Origin of the sequence: Devosia sp. BK (assembly GCF_032907385.1) — a bacterium.
In the GTDB taxonomy this organism is placed as follows: Bacteria; Pseudomonadota; Alphaproteobacteria; order Rhizobiales; family Devosiaceae; genus Devosia.
Window position 1 is genome coordinate 238,118 of sequence record NZ_JAIMBX010000001.1, and the last position, 21,067, is coordinate 259,184.

19 protein-coding genes are annotated in these 21,067 nt (G+C 61.7%); 18 read left to right on the forward strand and 1 reads right to left on the reverse strand.

The genetic code is table 11. From position 1 onward, the window contains the following. Nucleotides 1-104: 104 nt before the first annotated feature. From phnK to DevBK_RS01130, 11 genes are all read left to right on the forward strand, one after another. Nucleotides 105-881 (forward strand): phosphonate C-P lyase system protein PhnK, encoded by a 777-nt coding sequence (phnK, locus tag DevBK_RS01080; protein ID WP_317184159.1) that lies wholly within the window; start codon nt 105-107, stop codon nt 879-881. Next, nucleotides 881-1,585, forward strand: a complete 705-nt coding sequence (gene phnL / locus DevBK_RS01085; RefSeq protein WP_317184160.1) for a phosphonate C-P lyase system protein PhnL — start codon at nt 881-883, stop codon at nt 1,583-1,585. The genes phnK and phnL overlap by 1 nt, the downstream gene beginning before the upstream one ends. Then, on the forward strand, nt 1,582-2,199 hold the full coding sequence (locus DevBK_RS01090; protein ID WP_317184161.1) for a DapH/DapD/GlmU-related protein: 618 nt from the start codon (nt 1,582-1,584) through the stop codon (nt 2,197-2,199). The genes phnL and DevBK_RS01090 overlap by 4 nt, the downstream gene beginning before the upstream one ends. 323 nt (nt 2,200-2,522) lie before the next feature. Then, nucleotides 2,523-3,350, forward strand: a complete 828-nt coding sequence (gene phnC / locus DevBK_RS01095) for a phosphonate ABC transporter ATP-binding protein (RefSeq protein WP_317185571.1) — start codon at nt 2,523-2,525, stop codon at nt 3,348-3,350. 61 nt (nt 3,351-3,411) lie between these two features. Further along, nucleotides 3,412-4,320: a phosphonate ABC transporter substrate-binding protein gene (gene phnD, locus DevBK_RS01100; RefSeq protein WP_317184162.1), complete on the forward strand. Its 909-nt coding sequence runs from the start codon at nt 3,412-3,414 to the stop codon at nt 4,318-4,320. Nucleotides 4,321-4,461: 141 nt separating this feature from the next. Beyond that, nucleotides 4,462-5,436: a phosphonate ABC transporter, permease protein PhnE gene (phnE, locus tag DevBK_RS01105; RefSeq protein WP_317184163.1), complete on the forward strand. Its 975-nt coding sequence runs from the start codon at nt 4,462-4,464 to the stop codon at nt 5,434-5,436. Nucleotides 5,437-5,438: 2 nt separating this feature from the next. Further along, nucleotides 5,439-6,779, forward strand: coding sequence for a phosphonate ABC transporter, permease protein PhnE (gene phnE / locus DevBK_RS01110; RefSeq protein ID WP_317184164.1), 1,341 nt, complete (start codon nt 5,439-5,441; stop codon nt 6,777-6,779). Between the two features lie 241 nt (nt 6,780-7,020). Continuing rightward, nucleotides 7,021-8,178 (forward strand): glycosyltransferase, encoded by a 1,158-nt coding sequence (locus DevBK_RS01115; protein ID WP_317184165.1) that lies wholly within the window; start codon nt 7,021-7,023, stop codon nt 8,176-8,178. Continuing rightward, nucleotides 8,175-9,173, forward strand: a complete 999-nt coding sequence (locus DevBK_RS01120; protein ID WP_317184166.1) for a glycosyltransferase family 2 protein — start codon at nt 8,175-8,177, stop codon at nt 9,171-9,173. The genes DevBK_RS01115 and DevBK_RS01120 overlap by 4 nt, the downstream gene beginning before the upstream one ends. After that, nucleotides 9,173-10,063, forward strand: a complete 891-nt coding sequence (locus DevBK_RS01125; protein ID WP_317184167.1) for a glycosyltransferase family 2 protein — start codon at nt 9,173-9,175, stop codon at nt 10,061-10,063. The genes DevBK_RS01120 and DevBK_RS01125 overlap by 1 nt, the downstream gene beginning before the upstream one ends. Before the next feature lie 20 nt (nt 10,064-10,083). Then, nucleotides 10,084-12,324: a Wzz/FepE/Etk N-terminal domain-containing protein gene (locus tag DevBK_RS01130; RefSeq protein ID WP_317184168.1), complete on the forward strand. Its 2,241-nt coding sequence runs from the start codon at nt 10,084-10,086 to the stop codon at nt 12,322-12,324. 594 nt (nt 12,325-12,918) lie between these two features. Here the strand turns inward: DevBK_RS01130 and galU are convergent. After that, on the reverse strand, nt 12,919-13,830 hold the full coding sequence (gene galU / locus DevBK_RS01135) for a UTP--glucose-1-phosphate uridylyltransferase GalU (protein WP_317184169.1): 912 nt from the start codon (nt 13,828-13,830) through the stop codon (nt 12,919-12,921). A gap of 397 nt (nt 13,831-14,227) precedes the next feature. Here galU and DevBK_RS01140 point away from each other — a divergent pair, with 397 nt between their 5' ends. The 7 genes from DevBK_RS01140 (at nt 14,228) to DevBK_RS01170 (ending at nt 20,842) form a co-directional block, all read left to right on the forward strand. Then, nucleotides 14,228-14,410, forward strand: coding sequence for a hypothetical protein (locus DevBK_RS01140; protein WP_156352208.1), 183 nt, complete (start codon nt 14,228-14,230; stop codon nt 14,408-14,410). A 432-nt stretch (nt 14,411-14,842) separates the two neighbouring features. Continuing rightward, nucleotides 14,843-15,514: a sugar transferase gene (locus tag DevBK_RS01145; protein WP_061910126.1), complete on the forward strand. Its 672-nt coding sequence runs from the start codon at nt 14,843-14,845 to the stop codon at nt 15,512-15,514. Between the two features lie 9 nt (nt 15,515-15,523). Next, on the forward strand, nt 15,524-15,910 hold the full coding sequence (locus tag DevBK_RS01150; RefSeq protein ID WP_317184170.1) for a hypothetical protein: 387 nt from the start codon (nt 15,524-15,526) through the stop codon (nt 15,908-15,910). Between the two features lie 16 nt (nt 15,911-15,926). Next, complete coding sequence (locus DevBK_RS01155; RefSeq protein ID WP_317184171.1) at nt 15,927-17,126, forward strand: glycosyltransferase family 2 protein; 1,200 nt, start codon at nt 15,927-15,929, stop codon at nt 17,124-17,126. Further along, nucleotides 17,123-18,409 (forward strand): O-antigen ligase family protein, encoded by a 1,287-nt coding sequence (locus tag DevBK_RS01160; protein WP_317184172.1) that lies wholly within the window; start codon nt 17,123-17,125, stop codon nt 18,407-18,409. Before DevBK_RS01155 ends, DevBK_RS01160 begins: the two co-directional genes overlap by 4 nt. Further along, nucleotides 18,360-19,367: a glycosyltransferase gene (locus tag DevBK_RS01165; protein WP_317184173.1), complete on the forward strand. Its 1,008-nt coding sequence runs from the start codon at nt 18,360-18,362 to the stop codon at nt 19,365-19,367. The genes DevBK_RS01160 and DevBK_RS01165 overlap by 50 nt, the downstream gene beginning before the upstream one ends. Beyond that, nucleotides 19,364-20,842 (forward strand): lipopolysaccharide biosynthesis protein, encoded by a 1,479-nt coding sequence (locus DevBK_RS01170; protein ID WP_317184174.1) that lies wholly within the window; start codon nt 19,364-19,366, stop codon nt 20,840-20,842. Before DevBK_RS01165 ends, DevBK_RS01170 begins: the two co-directional genes overlap by 4 nt. Nucleotides 20,843-21,067 lie beyond the last annotated feature (225 nt).

The window sequence follows — 21,067 nt, forward strand, 5'->3', positions numbered from 1 at the left end:
GTCCCTCCACTCTTTTTACTCGATCCAGTCCCATTCACCGGCCCGTACCTCCCCCTTGATGGGGGAGGCTAGGAGGGGGTGTTCGGTGCGCACGGAGAATCCCCATGTCTGACGAACCGCTGCTGCGTGTCAGCAATCTGACCAAATATTACGGCAGCCGCCTTGGCTGTGCCGATGTCAATTTCGAGCTCTATCCCGGCGAAGTGCTGGCTATCGTTGGCGAGAGTGGCTCGGGGAAGACGACGCTGCTCAATACGCTTTCGGCAAATCTTGAGCCGACGTCGGGCGAGGCGCTCTACCGGATGCGCGATGAGAGTTGGCGCAATATTTATGAGTTATCCGAGGCTGAGCGGCGGTTTCTTACGCGGACGGATTGGGGTTTTGTGCATCAGAACCCGGCCGATGGGTTGCGGATGACGGTGTCGGCGGGGGCCAATGTCGGTGAGCGGCTGATGGCGGTTGGGGATCGGCATTATGGCCTTATTCGCGACACGGCGCTTGATTGGCTGGGGCGCGTGGAAATTGCGGCGGATCGGATCGATGATCAGCCGCGCTCGTTTTCGGGCGGGATGCGGCAGCGGTTGCAGATTGCGCGGAATTTGGTGACCGGGCCGCGGCTCGTGTTCATGGATGAGCCGACGGGTGGGCTCGATGTGTCCGTACAGGCGAGGCTCCTGGATTTGTTGCGGCAATTGGTCGGTGAGCTTGGGCTTTCGGCGATTGTCGTCACGCATGACCTGGCCGTGGCGCGGCTGCTGAGCCATCGAATGATGGTGATGAAGGGTGGGCATGTGATCGAGGCGGGGCTGACCGACCGGGTGCTCGATGATCCGCGCGAGCCCTATACGCAATTGTTGGTCAGTTCGATTTTGCAGGTGTGATGATGACCGCTCTATCCGTGAGAAATCTCGCAAAGACTTTTACCATGCACTTGCGCGGGGGGATCAGCCTGCCGGTGGTGGATAACGTCACTTTCGACGTCGCGCCGGGCGAATGCGTGGTGCTGGGTGGACCATCGGGGGCGGGGAAGTCGTCCATTTTAAAGATGGTCTATGGGAATTATGGGGTCGATCGCGGCTCGGTGCTGATTGCGCATGAGGGCGCCATGGTGGATTTGGCGAGTGCCGATCCGCGGACTGTGCTGACCTTGCGGCGCGATGCAATTGGCTATGTGAGCCAGTTTTTGCGGACGGTGCCGCGGGTTTCGGCGATCGATGTGGTGGCGGAGCCGCTGGTGGTGCGTGGGGTCGACAAGGCCGAGGCGCGGGGGCGGGCCGGAGAACTGCTGGCGCGGCTCAATCTGCCGGAGCGGCTATGGGAGCTGCCGCCAGCGACTTTTTCGGGTGGCGAGCAGCAGCGCGTCAATATTGCGCGGGGTTTTATCACGCATCACCCGGTTCTGCTGCTCGATGAGCCGACGGCATCGCTCGATGCGGCCAATCGGGCGGTGGTGGTTGGGATGATTGCGCAGAAAAAGCGCGAGGGAGTCGCGATGCTTGGGATTTTCCATGATGAAGAGGTGCGGGCGGAAGTGGCCGACCGGATCGTCGATGTGACCGGCTTTGCACCGAAGGCGGCGGCATGACCCGGCTTGGCGACACACCCTCCATTCATCTGACGGCACAGGTGACGGCGTCCGAGCTTGGGCGCTATGTCGAGATCGGGGCGGGCTCGCATGTCAGCCGGTCCAAGATCGGCGACTATTCCTATTGCGTCGAGAATACGCAGATCGCGTATGCGGATATTGGAAAATTCGCCAATATCGCGAGCCATGTGCGGATTTATGCGTCGATGCATCCGATCGAGCGGGCCTCGCTCCATCACTTTACCTATCGCTCGGCCTGGTATTTTGAGGGCGAAGAGGACGATCAGGGCTTTTTCGACTGGCGGGCGGCAGATGGCATCCGGATTGGGCACGATACCTGGATCGGGCATGGCGCCGTGGTGATGCCGGGGGTCAGCATCGGCAATGGCGCGATCATTGGGTCCAATGCCGTGGTGACCAAGGACGTGGCGGATTTTGCTATTGCCGTGGGCGTGCCGGCGCGGACGATCAAGCAGCGGTTTTCCGATGATGTGGCGGGAAAGCTCGACGCGATGAAGTGGTGGGATTGGAGCCACGAGAAACTGCATCAGGCGCTGCCGGATTTTCGGGAGCTGGGGATCGAGGCGTTTTTGGAGAAGTATGAGGGCGCTTGAACTTCCCTTCTCCCCCTGTGGAAGAAGGTGGCGCTTAGCGCCGGAAGAGGGGTATTCTTTTAGTGCCCGTCACGCTCTCCTTTGCGGAGGAGAGAATACCCCTCACCCTGACCAATTTGCTGAACGCAAAGTTGGTCTGTCCCTCTCCCTCAAGGGGCGAGGGGAGGGCCGGAGCGCGGGGCTAAGGCGTCCGTAATACCCTAGTTACCGCGACAACCCGCCACACGGTGGCGGTGAATAGTCATGGAACGGTCACCGATCATACATGGTGACGTTACATGCGCGCCTTAGGTCTGCCGCAGTTCAACGACTGGGGCGGGCTCATGCTCAAGATTTCGCACGTTACACGACGGTTCGGTGACAAGATCGCCGTCAATGATGTGACGCTCGAAATCCCGCAAGGGCAGATGGTGGGCATTATTGGCCGTTCGGGCGCTGGCAAGTCGACACTGCTGCGCATGATCAATCGGCTCAACGACGTTTCGTCGGGCTATATCGAATATGAGGGCGTCAAGACGTCCGAGCTCAAGGGCAAGGCGTTGCGGGCTTGGCAGCGCGATTGCGCCATGATCTTTCAGCAGTTCAACCTGGTGCCGCGGCTCGATGTCATCACCAATGTGATGCTGGGGCGGCTCAATGGTCGCAATCCTCTGCTGAATCTGTTGCAGGTGTTTTCGCCGGACGAGCAGTTCGAAGCGCTGAAGGCACTGGAGCGGCTCGATATCGCGCAAACGGCGACCCAGTGGGCGCAGACCCTGTCGGGCGGCCAGCAGCAGCGCGTCGCGATTGCGCGGGCGTTGATGCAGAAACCGAAGATGATCCTTGCCGACGAGCCGATCGCTTCGCTCGATCCGCGCAATGCGCAGATCGTCATGGACTCGCTCCGCGACATCAATTCCGAGGGCATCACCGTCATCACCAATCTCCACACGCTCGATACGGCGCGCGCTTACTGCGAGCGGATCGTCGGGATGGCGGCTGGCAAGGTGGTGTTCGACGGTACGCCCAACGAGCTGACGACCGATGTCGCTCGCACCATTTACGGCGCCGATGGCCTCAAGGAGGCCTTTTCCGAGGCGATGACCTCGACCTCGATCGCGCCCATCCAATACCTGCCGCGCACACCGACCAACGCGCAGCAGGCGCCCTGAAACTCGGCCCTTTTCAGAAAAAACCGAGATTACCCAAACGCGTCACCAAAGGAGACCTCCCGTGTCCGCGATCCGTAAACTGCTTCTCGCCTCCGTCGCGCTTTCCATGTCGACCGCAGCCTTTGCCCAGGACGGTCTCGTCCTCCGCATCGGTCTCGATGGCGGCGAAAACGAAGCCGACCAGCTGCGCCGTTCCGAATGCGTTGCCGAGCCGCTGAAGGCCGCAACCGGCGCCACCGATGTCCAGTTCTTCCCATCGCCCGACTATAACGGCATCATCCAGGGCCTCCTTGGCGGCACTATCGACATCGCCATCATGGGCGCTTCGTCCTATGCCGCGATCTACCTGCAGGACCCGGAAGCCGTTGACCCGGTGCTGACCACCCAGCAGGAAGACGGTTCGACCGGCTACCACACGATCATGGTTGCTCGCGCTGATAGCGGCATCACCGATCTTGCCTCGAGCAAGGGCAAGAAGCTCGGCTTTGCCGATCCGGACTCCACCTCGGGCTACCTGATCCCGTCCGTCGCTCTTCCAGCCGACCTCGGCATGCCGATCGCTGAGTTCTACAGCGAAACCGGATTTGGCGGCGGCCACGAAAACCTCGTGCTCGGCGTTCTCGACGGCACCTGGGATGTCGGCACGACCTTCGGTTCGGGCCAGGGCGAATTCTCGGAAGGCTACACTTCCGGTAACCTGCGCATCATGGTCGACAAGGGCCTCCTCGACATGGATGACCTGGTCGAAGTCTGGCAGTCGCCGATCATCCCGAACGGCCCGCTGATGGTGTCGAACAAGCTGCCAGCCGACATCAAGGAAAAGGTCACCGCCATGTTCAAGGCGCTGCCCGAGACCGATTTCGAATGCTTCGACGCCTTCACCGCCGGCGGCTACACCAACTTCGTCGACGCCGACCAGACCATGTACCAGACGATCATCGACGCCCGTAAGTCGGTTATCGGCGGCTGATTTTTTGATCCCGGGAGGCAGGCGCAGCCTGCCTCTCATTTCAATCAAGCCACAGCGTCATCCCCGCGAAAGCGGGGATCTCTGCAAGAGGGATTCCCGCTTTCGCGGGAATGACGCCGTGGTTGTCGGAGATGCCTCGCGATGGCCGATATTTCCCAGCAGTCACCCGGGCTTTCGCCGGCCGGCCAAACGATCCTGCAGCATTATCGCTCTCAGGTGATGACGCGGCGGGTCTATACGATCCTCGTGGTGATCGGGGTAATCGTCGCGCTGGTGGCGGCCATGAGCTATGCCAATTCGGCCAATTCGGGGAAGTTTTTCGAACGCCTTCCCTTCATGTTCGACTTTATCAAGAACTTTACGCCGCGCGATCCGCTCGAGATTTTTCGCGCCATGTTCGGGGTGGCCTCGCCCTATTTCGATGGCTCGGCGAAGTATGATTATACCTCGAGCAATATCTATCTGACCGACAGCCTCTACATTCCCAATTTCATCTATCAGCTCATCGTCACGGTCAATATTGCCGTGGTGTCGACGATCATCGGCGGAGCGATCGGTTTTTGCCTTTGCTTCTTTGCTGCGACCAATCTCGTGGGCGCGGGGCCGGTGCGCTGGGTGGTGCGGCGCATCATGGAAGTGATGCGTGCCTTCCCGGAAATCGTCATCGCCGGGCTGCTGACAGCCGTGCTTTCGATCGGGCCGATTGCTGCTATTGCGGCCGTGTCGCTGCACACCATTGGCGCGCTCGGGAAATTGTTTTTCGAAGTTGTCGAGAATGCTGACATGAAGCCCGATGAGGGGCTGAAATCGGTTGGCGCGAGCTGGCTTGAGCGGGTACGCTACGCCATCGTGCCTCAGGTGATGCCCAATTTTGTGTCCTATGGGCTGCTGCGCCTCGAGATCAACGTGCGCGCTTCGACCATTATCGGGGCAGTGGGCGGCGGCGGGATCGGCGAAGTGTTTCGCCTTTCGATCGGGCGCGATTATGCCGCGCAGACCTATGCGATCATCATTCTGCTGCTCGTGACCATCATTGCCATCGACCAGTTTTCGGGCTGGCTGCGGCGGCGGCTGGTGGGCGATGGCAGCTTCAATTTCGGAAAGGCGAGCGTGTGACCATGTCGGCGATCAGTGCTGCCGAGCGCGCTCGGCTCGAACAGAAATTCCCTGAGGTCTTCAAGACCTCGTTCCTCAAACGGCATGGGTTGATCGTGGCGCCTGTGGCGACGGCGGCATATCTCGTTTTCTGCTGGTTTTTCTTTAATGTCGGACCGGCCTTGCAGAACGGCAAATGGGATCGTGCGTCGATCTATGTGCAGGACTGGTATAGCTGGCGCGCCCAGCCGCGGCTGCGCTTTGGCGATGATGGCGTGGTCACGCCGCAATGGTCGAGCCGCGGGCAATATCCGGCTGATGCGACGATCGATTGGCTGACGCCGCATGGCGACGGCAGCATGACCGCGACCTTCGGTAGTGAGGCAGATAAGCTCGAGATCACGACGCGACAGGTCGATGTCTATCTCGATGGCGAAGTGTGGCCGGTGATGATCACGGCGGATGCGGCGCTGGCGCCGGAAGGTGCGCCAGCCGCGATCCAGCAGGATCGGCAGAAGGTGGTGGTCGATTTTGGGTTCGAAGGGCAGGCCGAGATCCGCGCCAATCAGGTCGCGGTGCAGCGCCGGTTCTTCGGCTGGGCCAATTTCCTCTATGATCCGACCTCGCCGCTCTGGGGCAATGATCTCCTCTCCTCGATCGGGCTGATGCTCTCGGGCGATCGGGTCAATCCCGAGATGTCGAATGCGCAATATGTGCTCAACCAGTGGCTAGGCAATAAGGCGTGGCAGCATGCCGATATTCTCGTAAAGCTGTTCCAGACGCTCGTTATGGCGTTTGTTGGTACGCTCCTCGCGACACTGATCGCCTTCCCGCTCGCTTTCATCGCGGCGCGGACGATCACGCCGAACCGGGCGGCCAATTGGGGGATGAAGCGGTTCTTCGACTTCATCCGCTCGGTGGACATGTTGATCTGGGCGCTGTTCTTTACCCGCGGCTTTGGGCCGGGGCCGATCCCGGGGATCGCGGCGATTTTCCTCACCGATACCGGGGCGCTTGGGAAGGTCTATGCCGAGGCGCTGGAAAATGTCGACGACAAGCAGCGAGAGGGCATGAAATCGGTGGGCGCGAGCCCGATGGCGGTCAACCGCTATGGCGTTGTGCCGCAGGTTCTGCCGGTCTTCGTGTCGCAGTCGCTCTACTTCTGGGAGAGCAATACGCGCTCGGCCACCGTGATCGGGGCGGTCGGGGCGGGGGGCATCGGGCTCAAACTGCTCGAATCGATGGGCACCAATTCGGACTGGGACAAGGTCGCCTATATGGTGCTGCTGATCCTCCTGGTGGTGTTCCTCTTCGACAATATGTCGAACGCCATCCGCTCGCGGTTGATTGGGTCGAATACCTGAGAGCCACGCCCCTCGTGGTGAGGTGCCCCGGGCCTGGCCCAGGGCACCTCACCACGAGGGTCTACTGAAATATCGAATGAGAGAGCCGCTGCCTTCGGGTGGCGGCTTCGTCTTTTCCCGGTTTAGAAAATACGGCTCCTTCGTGACATGCGGCAGGCGCATTGCTTGGTCGTCGCGAGTGCCGTTGACCGCATCTTTGGCAAATCTTCCACTCGGCAGGTTCCGGAGAGGAGATGCGCGATTGCTCAAGATACTCTACCTGGTCCCCAACCTGTCCGATCCTGCAGTGGGCCGCCGGGTGGCGATGTTTCAGCTTGGTGGTGCCGAAATCGAGCTGGCGGGATTCCGTCGGGCCGATGCGCCGCCATCGAGCCTGCCGGTCGAGATGGTGGTCGAACTCGATGTGACGCATGACGCGCGCATGTTGCAGCGGCTGCTCGCGACGGTGAAGGCGCGCTACACGGCGCGGGGTTGGGCGCGGTCATTTTCGCGGCCCGACGTCATCGTGGCGCGCAATCTCGAAATGCTGGCGATTGCCGAGCATCTCCTGCAGCTTTGGCCCAATCCGCCGGCGTTGGTTTATGAATGTCTCGATATTCACCGATTGATGCTGCGTGAGGATGGGGTCGGGCGGGCGATGCGCTCGGTCGAGCAACGGCTGATGCAGCCGGCGAGCCTTTTGCTGACGAGTTCTCCGGCGTTCTTGAGCCAATATTTCGACGAGCAGGGCGCGCCGCCGGCGCGGCTGGTCGAGAACAAGGTTTTTGCGCCTGATATCCCCGAGACGGGGCGCAATCCGGCTTTGGCCGAGGATGATGAGGGGCCCTTGCGGCTTGGCTGGTTCGGGGCGCTGCGCTGCGCCAAGTCGCTGGCGATCCTTGAAAAGGTATCGAGCGAATTGGGCGGCAAGCTCGAGGTGACGCTGCGCGGGCGGCCGGCGCTGACCGAGTTCGAGGACTTTCATGGGTCGACCCAGGCGGCGCGGCATCTGCGCTTTGAGGGGCCCTATGTTTATCCCGATGATCTGGCGCCGATCTATTCCGATGTGCACTTCGTCTGGGCGATCGACTTTTTCGAAGAGGGGCAGAATTCGAGCTGGCTGCTGCCCAACCGGATTTACGAAGGGTGCCTGAATGGTGCCATTCCGATTGCGCTCAGGGGCACGGAAACGGCGGCCTTTATCGAGCGGCATGGGATTGGGATCGTCATCGACGATGTCGAGATTTCGACGCTGGTCGAACTTTTTGCGGGGATGAGCCGCGACCGAGTGCGCGAATTGGCGCGGGCGGTGGCGGAGAAGGACAAGAGCAATTTCCGCTGCGATGAGGACGAGTGCGTGGCGCTGGTGAAGAAGCTGGGGGCGCTCGCGGGCGTCTCGGCGATGGAGATGGCAGCATGAGTGCGCGGGTTCTGATTATCGTGCCGACGCTGAACGAAAGCGCGCATATTTCCAGTCTGCTCGATGTTTTGCTGGTCGAGGCCGAAGTGCTCGATGCGACGATCGTTGTGGCCGATGGCGGCAGCCACGATGGGACGCGGGAGATCGTGGCGGCAAGGGCGGCTCAATCGACGCGCATTCACCTGATCAACAATACGCGGCGAATCCAATCCGCGGCGATCAACCTGGCGGTGGTGCTGTTTGGCGATCGCGCGGATTATCTCATTCGCATCGATGCGCATGGGACTTATCCGCCAGATTACTGCCGGGACCTTGTGGCCGAGGCGGAAGAGCGCGGTGTCGGCAGCGTCGTCGTTCCGATGACGACCAAGGGGGAAGAGCCGTTTCAACGGGCGGTGGCGACGGCGCAGAATTCACCGATCGGCACGGGTGGTTCGGCGCATCGCACCGGCAATGAAAGCGGGCCGGTCGACCATGGGCATCACGCGTTGATGCGTGTCGATGCGTTCCGAGAGGTCGGTGGCTATGACGAGACGTTCCGCGCCAATGAGGATGCGGAGCTCGATTTCCGGTTGCGGGCGGCGGGTCACACGATCTGGCTGACCGACCGGACTGGCATGATCTATTATCCGCGCGCGACGGCCGGTAGCCTCTTCCGCCAGTATTTTGGCTATGGCGGGGGCAGGGCGCGCAATATTCTGAAGCACCGGATGCGGCCGCGGCTGCGGCAGATGGCGCCGCTGGCGATTTTGCCGGTGGTGCTGCTTGCCGTGCTCTCGATCTGGCACTGGGCGTTTCTACTGCCGCTGCTGCTCTGGGGCATTGGCTGCATCGCGCTCGGCGTGCATGCGGCGAAGAAATACTATCCCGAATATGACATGCCGATGAGCCTGTCGCCACTGGTCGGCTGGGCGGCGATGATCATGCACTTTGCCTGGTCATCGGGCTTTTGGCTGCATTTGATCCAGCGGCCGTTCCGCAAGGGAGCGGCATGATGGCTCGGGTCGATATCTGTGTTTGCACCTTTCGCCGGCCGTTTCTGGCCGAGACGCTGCGCTCGATCGGGCGGCTGGAGCGCAGCGGGCACGATGTCCGGGTGATCGTGGCAGATAATGACACGACGCCATCGGCGCGGGGGCTCGTTGAGAAACTTGCGGCGGAACTGGTTTTGCCGGTTCGCTATGTGCACGCGCCGGAAGCCAATATCTGTATCGCGCGCAATGCGTGTCTTGATGCGGCGGAGGGTGAGTTTATCGCCTTTGTCGATGACGACGAGACAGTGAGCCCCGGCTGGCTGATGGCGCTTCTGGCGCGGGCCGAGGAGACGGGCGCGGCGGCGGTGTTGGGGCCGGTGGCGGCGGTTTATGGGGCGGATGCGCCGGACTGGATGCGGCGCGGCGATTTTCACTCGACCTATCCGGTCTTTGTCGAGGGCACGATCCGCACGGGCTACACCTGCAATGTGCTGATCCGCTGGACGGCCCCATTCTCGACACTGCGGTTTGATCCAAGGCTCGGGAAATCGGGCGGCGAGGATACCTCGTTTTTTTATGCGCTGACCGATCTGGGCGGCACGATCGACTATGCGCCCGAGGCGCTGGTGGAAGAGCCGGTGCCGGCGGCGCGGGCCAGCATGGGTTGGCTCGTGAAACGCCGGCTGCGGTTTGGGCAGACGCACGGCATGTTGCTGACAGGGGGGCGGGCCAAGCGCCTGCCTGCGGTGGGCGCGAAGATCGCCTTTTGCTGCCTGATGACGGGGCTGACGGCCTTTTCGCCGATTGCGCGGCGGCGCAACTGGTTGCGGGCCATTCTTCACATGGGTGTGGCGGGAGGCCTCTTGGGCCTCAGCCAGGCCGAACATTATGGCCATTCGGCCACGTCCTGAGCCTTCAGGCGGAGAACCACATGCTTGAAAAGAACCCCTTTCCCGAAGCCATGGCGCCGCAGCCATCGGACCTCAAGACCATAGACCTCGACCGCATCTTTTCTTTGGTGCGGCGGCAGGCGTGGATCCTTGCGCTCTGCGTTGCCGCGATGGTGGCGCTGGCGGTGTTTTACCTGGCGCTGGCGCCGCGCAGCTATATGTCGGCGGGGCAGATCCTGATCGACAAAAAGCTCGAACAGGTGACGAGCGGGGAGCAGACGGCGACGAGTTCGACCGATCTCGAAGCGCAGGTGCTCAACCAGATCGAGGTTCTACGCTCGAGCCGCGTCGCTAAGGCCGTAGCGGAAGCGGAAAACCTGATGACCGATCAGGAATTTCTCAATCCGCCGCCCTCGTTCAGCCAGCGGGTGAAGAGCCTTTTCGGGCTTGGATCGGGCGCTGCGACGGAAACGCGGGAAGCAACGCTCGATGAAGTCGCCGGGATGCTGCGCGCCAATGTGGCGGTGGACCGCATGGGGCGGTCCTCGATCATTCGCGTCGGCTATGAGGCAGCGACGCCGGAACTGGCGCAGCGCATTGCGCGGGCCTATGGACAGGCGCTGCTGCAGGATCAGCTCAATGCCGAACTCGAAGCGACGGGCGCGGCGGCCGATTGGCTACAGCAGCGGCTCGCCGAGATTGGCGAAAGCCAGCGCCAGGCGATTTTGGCGATCGAGCAATATCGCAAGGAAACCGGCCTCAGCGTGGGGCAGGATCGCGACCTGACCAATCAGCGCATTGAGACGCTCTCCACTCAGCTTGCCGAGGCGCAGGCGGAGACGGCGCGGCTGCGGGCGCTTTCGGGGCAGGTCGAGGCGGTCATCGCGGAGGGGCCCGAAGCGGCTTCGGCTTCGGTGTCGCTGCTCGCTGGAGCGCAATCGGATCCGGCGGAAATTTCGCTGCTGCGCAATCAGGTGGCGACACTGACGAGCCGGATTGCGGAGGTTGAAGGCACCTATGGCGCGGACCATCCGCAGCTTTCGGTCTTGCGGGCTGAAAAGACCGCGCTCGACAATCGCATCTTTGCGCTGCTGCAAAACCTTGGGCAGCAATATCGCACGCAACTGACCATTGCCCAGCAGCAGGAAATCGGGCTGCGCGGGGATATCGACGCTGAAGGGCAGAGCGCCGGGGCAATCGGCCAGGAACAGGTGCGCTTGAATGAATTGCAGCAGCGTTCGGACGCGTTGCGGGCGCTCTATAATAGCTATCTGACGCGCTACGAAGAGGCGGTGCAGCGGCAAAGTTTCCCGATCCCATCGGTGCGGATCGTGACCGAAGCGCTGATGCCCGATGATCCATCGAGCCCACGGACGGTCGTCATCCTTTTGGCGGCGATTATCGCCGGGTGTTTCGCCGGCGCGGTTCTCGGCATGCTCAACGAATTGCGCGAGCGCGGTTTCCGCACCGGGGAGCAGGTGCGCCGGCAATTGGGGCTGCGGTTCCTTGGCTATATGCCAAAACTGCAGCTTGGGGCCGATGACACGCAGGACATCAGGCGCAAAACCATTCGCATGCTGGTGCGCGGGGCGCTTGGCAGCAAGATGGGTCGGCGCTGGGGCGCGCCTTATCTCGAGGCGCTGAAGGCAACGCGGCTGGTGCTGCAGCCGGTTGCTGAGCGGGCGAGCCCGGTACTTGGCGTGGTTTCGGTTTTGCCGGGCGAGGGGAAATCGACTTTTGCGCTATCGCTGGCGGAAATGCTGAGCGAATCCGGGGCACGTGTGCTGCTGGTCGATGCCGATGTGGCGCCCGATGTCGACGCCATGTCGCGCCGCGTGGTGCCGCTGCAGCCGGCCGAATGGCGGAGCGCGGCGACGACCGATGTCGAGAGCGGGATTGTCACGATTTCCGCTGGCGCGGCGGAAGTGGGTGGCGGCGATCTCTCGAGCATTGCGATGCAGAAGATGTTGTCCGAGGCGCGGAGCCAATTCGATTATATCATCCTCGACCTTCCGGCTTTGGGGCCGGTGATCGATGCGCTGACCGTATTGCCGTTTACCGATGCGAGCGTCTTGGTGACCGAATGGGGCAAGACCCCGCGGCGACTGGTGCGCGGGGTTTTGGAGCGGGAGCCGGAACTGGCGGATCATATGGTGGGCGTGGTGCTCAACAAGGTCGATCTTGGGACGCTACCGAAGTTCACCGATATCGGGGGGATGGAGCGGTTTGCGTATAAACGACGGCGCAAGGTCGAGGAGCGGGAATTAGAAACGGCGCCATAGGGCGCCGTTTTTTTGGGGCGCGAGGGGGAGGGGGAGTTCCAGGTCGATGGCCATAGGGCATGAGTGGGCTTGCCGAGTGAGAGAGGCCGTGGAGTTGAATGCAAGGGATGCCCGATCAGATCCGTGGCGTGTGCCTTTGCGTCAGTCCCGCGAAAGCGGGAATCTTGATGAGGTGAAGGGGATTGCCGCTTTCGCGGGAATGACGTGGTGGGAGGAGGGGCGGCGTTCTTTGTTTCAGCTTTTGCGACGGCAATCAGGCTAGTTTGGCGCTTGCCGGAAGGCACCCTCAACCAACGCTTTGCGTCGACCTCTCCCCCAGAGGGAGAGGTGGGTGGCTCCCGCAATGGCCCTCGGGTCGAGCCCGAGGGAAGAGCGGTGATCATGGAGGCTGAGGGGACATTGCAGGCGTGGTGACCAAGGCCGGCGCTTGACCATAGGCGATGGCCAGACTGCTGGATGCGCGGTCGAACACACCCATCATGTAGCGACTTATGAAGATCAGGAAGATTTGCTGATGAGGCGGGAATACCCCTCATCCGGCCCGTTGGGCCACCTTCTCCCACAAGGGGAGAAGGAAGTCTGTGCGTGTTAAGGCTACTCGGCAGCCACTTTCATGCCGTCGATGAGAGCGGTGTGGAGGCCGAGTTTGGAGAGGGCGGCGAGGAAATCTTCGGCGATGTCTTCGCGGTCGAGGGCGTAGGCGACGTTGGCGGCGAGGAAGCCGACCTTGGAGCCGCAGTCGAAGGATTGACCTTCATATTTGACGCCGGCGAAGGGCTGGGACGTCATCAGGGTCTGCATGGCGTCGGTGAGCTGGATCTCGCCGCCCGCGCGGCGGGGCTGATCGGCGAGGAGGCTGAAGATTTCGGGCTGCAGAATGTAGCGGCCTGAGATGATGAGGTTGGACGGGGCATCCTGCGGCTTGGGCTTTTCGACCATTTCGGTGATGGCGAAGCCGCCATCGGTGCCGGCGCCGCGGCCGACGACGCCATAGGAGGAAACTTCCTGGTGCGGCACTTCCTCGACGGCGATGACATTGCCGCCGGTGGTTTCATAGGCTTCGATCATCTGCTTGAGGACGCCGCGGCGGCCCTTGAACAGCATGTCGGGGAGGAGCAGGGCGAAGGGTTCATCGCCGACGATATCGCGCGCGCACCAGACGGCATGGCCGAGGCCGAGCGGCTCCTGCTGGCGGGTGAAGCTCGTGCGACCGGCCGAGGGCAGATCCTGGCGGAGCTCTTCGAGCGCCTTGAGCTTGCCGCGGGTTTCGAGCGTTGTTTCAAGCTCGAACTGGCGATCGAAATGGTCTTCGATGACGCCCTTGTTGCGGCCGGTGACGAAGACGAAATGGGTGATTCCGGCTTCCTTGGCTTCATCCACCGCATATTGAATGAGGGGACGGTCGACCACCGTCAGCATCTCTTTCGGCATGGCCTTGGTGGCTGGCAGGAAACGTGTTCCGAGGCCAGCGACGGGAAAAACGGCAGTCTTGACGCGTTTAACCACTGCTATCTCCTGATTGAGGGTAACAACGGGGTGAATTGGAACATGTCGAGGCCAGTCAAGAAAGCCTAAAGCGCGATCGCAGATGCATGGCTTGCTTGCAGAATTGCCGTTGTTTCATTCTGTCCCAATTGGGGCGGGCTGCGCGGAGGCAAGCGGAAAGATGGCGCAATCGATTTCGCCGTCGGCGAGTATTGGCGGCTGCAACACAAGTCTAGGAGACAACCATCTGCCGATATGCAACGTTGGCCCTAAAGAGGCTTCGTGCGACCCCTTACTACGCAGTCGTGAAGGAAGGTCGTATTCTCAAGGCCCTGGGAGGGGTGTATTTACGAAGCGCTGCTAGACAACGAGCACGAAGGTGCCGCGGCGGGTTGGACCTGCTGCAGGGGAGGCAAGGGTGAACGCAAAACGGCCAGAGGACAGCGCGGCGCACAAGGCGCCCCTGACGGCGCCGACAGACCGCGAACAGCGCACGCCGTTTCCCTGGCCTTGGGGTCTCGTCGCTATCGGGGTAATGGCGCTCGGTTGGGTCGGCATCTACCTCGTCTGGAACGGTGTGGTTTTCCTCTTTAACCTCTAAGGCGAGGGTGTGTGCCCGACCTTTTCGCCATGCGGTTACTTGCGCGGCGCTCGCGACCATGGTTTCGGTCGCATTTTAGTTTGCTACTGCCAAATCTTTGAGCACTCAATACTTTACCGAATGATTTGCGTTGGTTGGCGCTGACGCAATCGGGTGATTTTGTGGCTGGTGGTCTGCATGACTGCCATGCGCGACAAGCGTTGCCATGCATTTCCGATCATGTTTGCCTGCACTCATGCCGGACGGGGTTAATGCTTCGTAATTTCCGGCAGGCAAATGCGGCGTCTCCGGACCGTGGTTCGGAGTCCACAATCTGAATGAGTCAAACCCGGTCTTCCGCGTCGGCGATGCCGCTTGCGCGAACCCTTTTGCACGTCACCAGCGGCGGGTCGTCTCGCCTTCTTAGCAAGCCCCTTTGCGAGAGAATTCGTTATGTCGATGATCAATGCCGAAGTCGGCCAATCTTCTTACCCCACCCAGGCAGGCATGCCGCGTGGCGGTTTTGCCAAGCGCAGTTTCGATGTTGTCACTGCCTCGACCATGCTGTTTTTTGCGCTGCCGGCGATGTTCTTCATCGCCGTTCTGATGTTTTCGACCGATCGCGGGCCGATCTTTTTCGGCCATGAGCGGATTGGCTTGAACGGCAAGCGGTTCAAATGCCTCAAATTCCGCTCGATGGTGGTCGATTCTCAGGAAGCGCTGCGGCGTCACCTTGAACTGTTCCCTCAAGCGCGGGCCGAATGGGAAGAAACCCAGAAGCTGCGGAATGATCCGCGCATCACCTGGCTCGGGAAGTTCCTGCGGGTGACGAGCCTTGATGAACTGCCGCAGCTCATCAACGTTATTCGCGGCGACATGAGCCTTGTTGGGCCGCGTCCGATCGTTCAGGACGAGGTTAAGCGTTATGCCGACGAGATCGCCCATTATGCGGCGGTGCGTCCCGGCATTACAGGCCTTTGGCAGGTCAGCGGGCGCAGCGACACGGGCTATGATCAGCGCGTGCAGCTCGATAGCCGCTATGTCCGCGAATGGTCGTTCCGGGGTGACATGGTCATTCTCGTCAAGACCATCGGGGTTGTCGCCCTGCGGACCGGCAGCCGATAGGAGCGCGCGATGGCCATTCTTTCCCTTCGTCCCGGCGCTTTTCGTACCCGCAATCCCGGCCGCGATGCCGAAACCGATCAGGCGCGCACGGAAACCGTGCGCAATGCCATCCTGATGGCTTTGGCTGATGCCCGCCGCGAGCGCGACGGGCTCAAGCAGCGCATGAGCATGTATTATGCGCAGGCGGCGACCATGTTGGACGCGTCGGACGATTATGCGCGGCGTGAAAAGGCCGACGAAATGGTGATCCGCACCGCAGAACAGGGCGCGGCCGCAGCGCGGCGCCGGGTGGCGGCGCTTGATGCGCAGATCGAAAAATTTGGTGCCTTGATCCTGCAGCTTGACGGTAATTCCGTCGGAGCATCGGGCGAGGCAGACGAAGCGACGAGCGCGTAGGACCCGGGACAGAACCATGCAGAACATCGAGCGCGGGCCTGAGGCTGCGCCGCTGATCTCAGTGGTGATGGCCAATTTCGAAGCGGGCGAGAAGATCGTCCATGCGCTGCATTCGGTGCTGCGCCAAAGTCTTTCCGACATCGAAATCATCGTCAGCGACGATTGCTCGGGCGACGATAGCCTTGCCCATGTGCGGCGGCTGATGGAGATGGATGGCCGGATCAAGCTGATCACCGCCATGGCCAATGGCGGGCCAGCACGATGCCGCAACCGGGCGCTCGATGCCGCGCGTGGCGAGTGGATTGCCGTTGTCGATAGCGACGACATCATTCATCCCGAACGGTTCGAGCGGCTGATCGCAGCGGCGGAAGCGCATGATTGCGATATCGTCGCCGATGATCTCCTGCTGTTTTTCGAAGACGGGTCCTTGCCCAAGCTGATGCTGGGCGAGGGGACCGATCACGCGTTTCTGGTTTCGACGGAGCGCTGGATTTTGGCGGGGACCGATGGGTCGCCGGCACTGGGCTATTTGAAGCCGCTGATCCGGGCCGAGCGGCTGTACGCGCTGCGCTATGATGAGCGGTTGCGGATCGGGGAGGATTTCGACCTGATCCTGCGCTTGCTGCTCGATGGCGGCCGCATGCTGGTCGTCCCGGAGCCGTTCTATCTTTATCGGCGGCACTCACAGTCAATTTCGCACCGGCTTTCGGTGAGCGATATGGAGGCCATGGCCGAGCGGCAGCGGGCGATTATGGTGCAGCATGGAACGCTCGATGGGCGGATCACGGCGGCCTTTGCGCAGCGGCTCGATGGGCTGCAGCGCGGGTTGACGTTTGAACGGCTGGTGGCCAGTCTCAAAGGACGACGCTTTGGCAGTGCGCTGGCGCAGGTGGCGCGGCGGCCGGGATTGGCGCCGAAACTCTTGGCGTCGATCGCCGAAGGGCGGCAGCGGCGGGCGGCAGCGCCTGTGGTGGCCGAGGCCTCGCCGGTTTTGGTACTGGGCGCGGGGTCGGACCATGCGGTGCCGGACTATGTGCCATCGCATTTGATCGATTGGTCGGCGCCGCGGCCGCGCGAAATCTGGCGCGACTTGGCGGGCCGTCGCGGGCAGGGGGCAGTGCGCTGCATTCCGCTCGACGCTGCGGGCGAATATGCGGCGGGATTCATTCCCGAGGCGGTGGTGTCGCATCCCGAGCGGGTGGGGCTCGCGTCATGATGGAGCCACGCGGCCAGTTGACGCTTAATTTTGCAACGCTGCTCACCTTCGGGGCTTTTGCCGCGCTGGTGCTGAACGCCATGTTTGGGCCGCTGGCTGCGCTGACCTTTATGGGGTGCGGGGCGCTGTTGATCGTCAGCAATCCGGGGCAGAGCCTTGAGAGTCTGCGGCGGTGGTGGCCGGTGCTGATCCTGCCGGCCTATTGCATGCTGACATCGCTCTGGTCGCTCTATCCGGCAAATTCCTTTCGCTATGGGCTGCAGCTGGCTTTTACGCTGGCGGTGGCCGTGGCCATCACCGGGCGGGTGTCCACATCGACGCTGATGCGGCTGATGTTCATTGTTTATGGCATCGGGGTTGTGGCGAGCCTCGCCTTTGGCAAGACTGGGCTCGGTGGCGCCTGGGTTGGCGCCTTTGGCAGCAAGAATGCAGTAGCGGCACATATCGCGGTTTTTGCGCTGGTGTCAGTGGCCGTGGCGGCAGATCGGGATTCGCCGATCGTGCTGCGCTTGCTGGGCTTGGGTGGTGCGTTACTTTCGGGTCCGTTGCTGTCGCTGGCGCAATCGGCGGGCGCCATTCTGATGGTGGCGCCGTGTCTTGCGGTGATTTTGTTGACGCTGCTGCTCAACCGGCTGACCGGGATGCAGAAGCTGTTCGTCATGACCATGATCGTCATTTTGGCGGCTGGGCTGACGCTGCTGATCATGGTGGCGGGAGATACGTTGCTGGCAGGCGTGCTCGAAGGCTCGGGCAAGGATGCGACACTGACCGGGCGCACCGATCTTTGGGCGACGGGGCTGAGCTATATTGCCGAGCGGCCACTGCAGGGGCTGGGCTATCGCTCGTTCTGGGTAATCGGTTTTGCGCCGGCGGAAGAGCTCTGGGCCATGTTCGATGTGCCATCGGGCGCCGGCTTCAACTTCCACAACACCTATATTTCCAATGCCGTGGAGATTGGTCTCGTTGGACTTTTGATGCAGATCGTCATCATCTATGGCGGCGCTGTCGCCATGGGCCTCTATACGTTTGCCCGGCCCAATGCCGCCAATGCGCTGCTGCTGTCGCTGCAGCTCTTGATGATCCTTCGCAGCTTCATCGAAGTCGAAGTGTTCTTCGAGTTTTCCATCCGCTCGATCATGGGTGTCGCCACCCTCATCTATGCCGCCCAGGGGCTTATGGCCCTCAGGGCCCAGGCAGCGCCGCCGGCGCGTCGTCCCAAAGGATTATTGAGCCATGTCAGATTTCCAGCCAGGCCTCGTCCATATCCGCACGCCGACCTATAAGCGCCCTGATGCCTTGCGGCGGGCGCTCTATTCGATGATCGACCAGAGCTGGCCGCATTGGATTTGCGACGTTTATGACGATGATCCGGATCAGGCGGCGCGCAGCGTCGTGACGGCGATCGGGGATGCGCGCATTCGCTATACGGCGAACAAGCCACAACTCTTTGCCTCCAAGAACATAGACCAGTGTTTTAGCGCGGAGAATCCGCATGGCGCGGAGTATTTCTGCGTGGTGGAGGACGACAATTTTGTCCTGCCCGAATTCTTTACGGCCAATATGAAGCTGATGGCGGAGGAGAAGGTCGAGATCGTTCTGCGCAATCAGGTGTTCGAATATGCGAGCGGCACGGCAGAGGCGCGGCTGTCGACGGTGGGCGTGCTCGATGAGTTGTTCACCGAGGGGCGCTATGCGGCTGGCGATTTCCGCATGTCGCTGCTGGCGGGGATCGGGGTCTCCAATGGCGGGCTGTTCTGGTCGGTAAGGGCACGCTCGCCGCTCGAAATCCAATATCCGTGCACGGCGACGCTGCAGGAATATCTGCGGACCTATTCGGTGGTGGAGCCGATCTATGTCGCCATGCATCCGCTGGCCGTCTGGGCTGAGAACGCCGAACAGACCACGCGGAATGCGGAACTCAAGGCCGGATATCTGCGGCGGGAGCTGGATTTGAAGCGCGCCGTGCAGGCGCTGCGGCGGCGGGTTTGGGAAGAGGCATCGCCGGAGCAGCGGGCGAGTTTTCTGACCGACCAGCGCTTTGCGACGCCGCTTGGGACGCGGGCCATGCATGTGGGGAAGGCGCTGATCGATCAGAAGCTTTCTGGTCATGTGCCGGTGCGGGAGGCCTGGAAGCTGAGGCTGCGCGGGTGGATGATCCGGCTGCTTGGGCGGGTGACGCCTGACTTCAAGCGCTTCGTTGCCTCGCGCGACGGACTGCGGCAAACGACGAGCCGGGCATGAGTGCAGTCACAGAAGCGGGCGGCGCCGGGCTCGATCATCTGAAAACGGGCCGGGCTTCGGCGGCGATCAAGGGCACGATGTGGTCTTTGGTCAGCAGCCTTGCGCCGGCCCTGCTGGGCTTTCTGGTATTTTTGGCGACGTCCCGCGTCTTGAGTCCGACAGAGTTCGGCATCGTCGCCTATGCCGCCAGCATTGCGACCGTGGGCATGGCCGTTTCACCGATGGGGTTTCGCGAGGCGCTGATCCAGCGCGAAGGGATTGGCGCAGAGCATCTCGATACGGTGTTTTGGCTGTGTTTTGGCGCCGGTATCTTGGTGTTCGGGGCGCTTTGCGCGGCAGCGCCGTTCGTTGCAGGGGCGTCTGGGGATACTTTGCTGCTGGCGCTGATCCCGTTCATTTCGGCGCGCGTCATCTTTGATATGGCGGCGGCAGTGCCCAATGCACTGCTGGTGCGGACCATGTCGTTCCGGATGTTGGCGATGCGCACCACGGCGGCGTCGCTGGTTGCGGCGGCGGTGTGTCTTGGGCTGCTATGGGCTGGGTTCGGGCTTTGGGCGCTGGCGGCGTCGCAATTGGCCGCCTCGATCACGACCTGTGTTGGCGCGCTGATCGCGGCCAAATGGGTGCCGGGCTTCCGGTTTCATTTTCGGGCGCTGAAGGATTTGAAAGCCTTCGGGCTGTTTTCGACCGGCAATCATTTCATCACGACCTTGAGCGTCGATCAGCTGCTGATCGGGGCGCTGTTGGGCCCAGCAGGGCTTGGCATCTATGGGTTTGCGCGGCGGATATTTCAGATCCTGACGGACCTGATCGGCGGGGCGCTCAATCTCGTGTCCTATTCGCTGCTGTCTTCGATGCAGCGCGAGCCGGAGAAGCTGCGCGATGCTTATCTGCTCGGGACATTTGCGTCCTCGGTCGTCGCCTTTCCAGTCTTTGCAGGCCTGGCGCTGGTCGCGGGGGACCTCATTCCCTTTGCCTTCGGCGATCACTGGGTTGAAGCCATCCCGGTCGTGCAGGCTTTTTGTGCGCTGGGGATTTTGACGGCGGTCGGCATTTTGCAGGCCTCGCTGATCCGCAGCCAGGGACAAGCCGATCTCTGGTTTTATTATGTGCTCAGCAAGCAGGTGGTCACGGTGCTTTACGTGTTCCTGTTCGCCGGCTGGGGGCTGCTGCCGCTGACTATTGCGCTCGTTATTCTCAACGTCCTGATGTGGCTGCCGAGCCTTCATATGGTGGTGCGGCTATTGGGCATTTCGCTGTGGGCCTATCTCGCCTCGTTCGCCCTCCCGGTTCTGGCGACGGCCGCAATGTGGGGCGCGGGGTGGCTGGTGCAGCGGGAGATGGGCGAGAGCGAGCCTGTGCTGCGGCTGGTGGCGACGGTGGGCGTTGCGGCGCTGAGCTATGGGCTGGTGATAGTCGTGTTCGGGCGGGAGCGCGTGCAGCGGCTGGTGGGATTTGTGCGGCGGCGGCGGTAGGCCGGTGGCCTGCCATGACCGTATGATGTGAGGCTCTGCCTCACAAAGCGCCCGATCATTAGGGCTATTGAGAAAATTGGCGAAAAAATAGGGCGGCTCCGAAGCCGCCCTTTGTGTTTAGAGCATCTGGCGGTTTACACGCAGCGGCGCATGCAGAAATCTCAGGATGGATCCCGGCTCAAGGCCGGGATGACATCGCGTTTGGGGCTGATCCAGTTCAAAGCT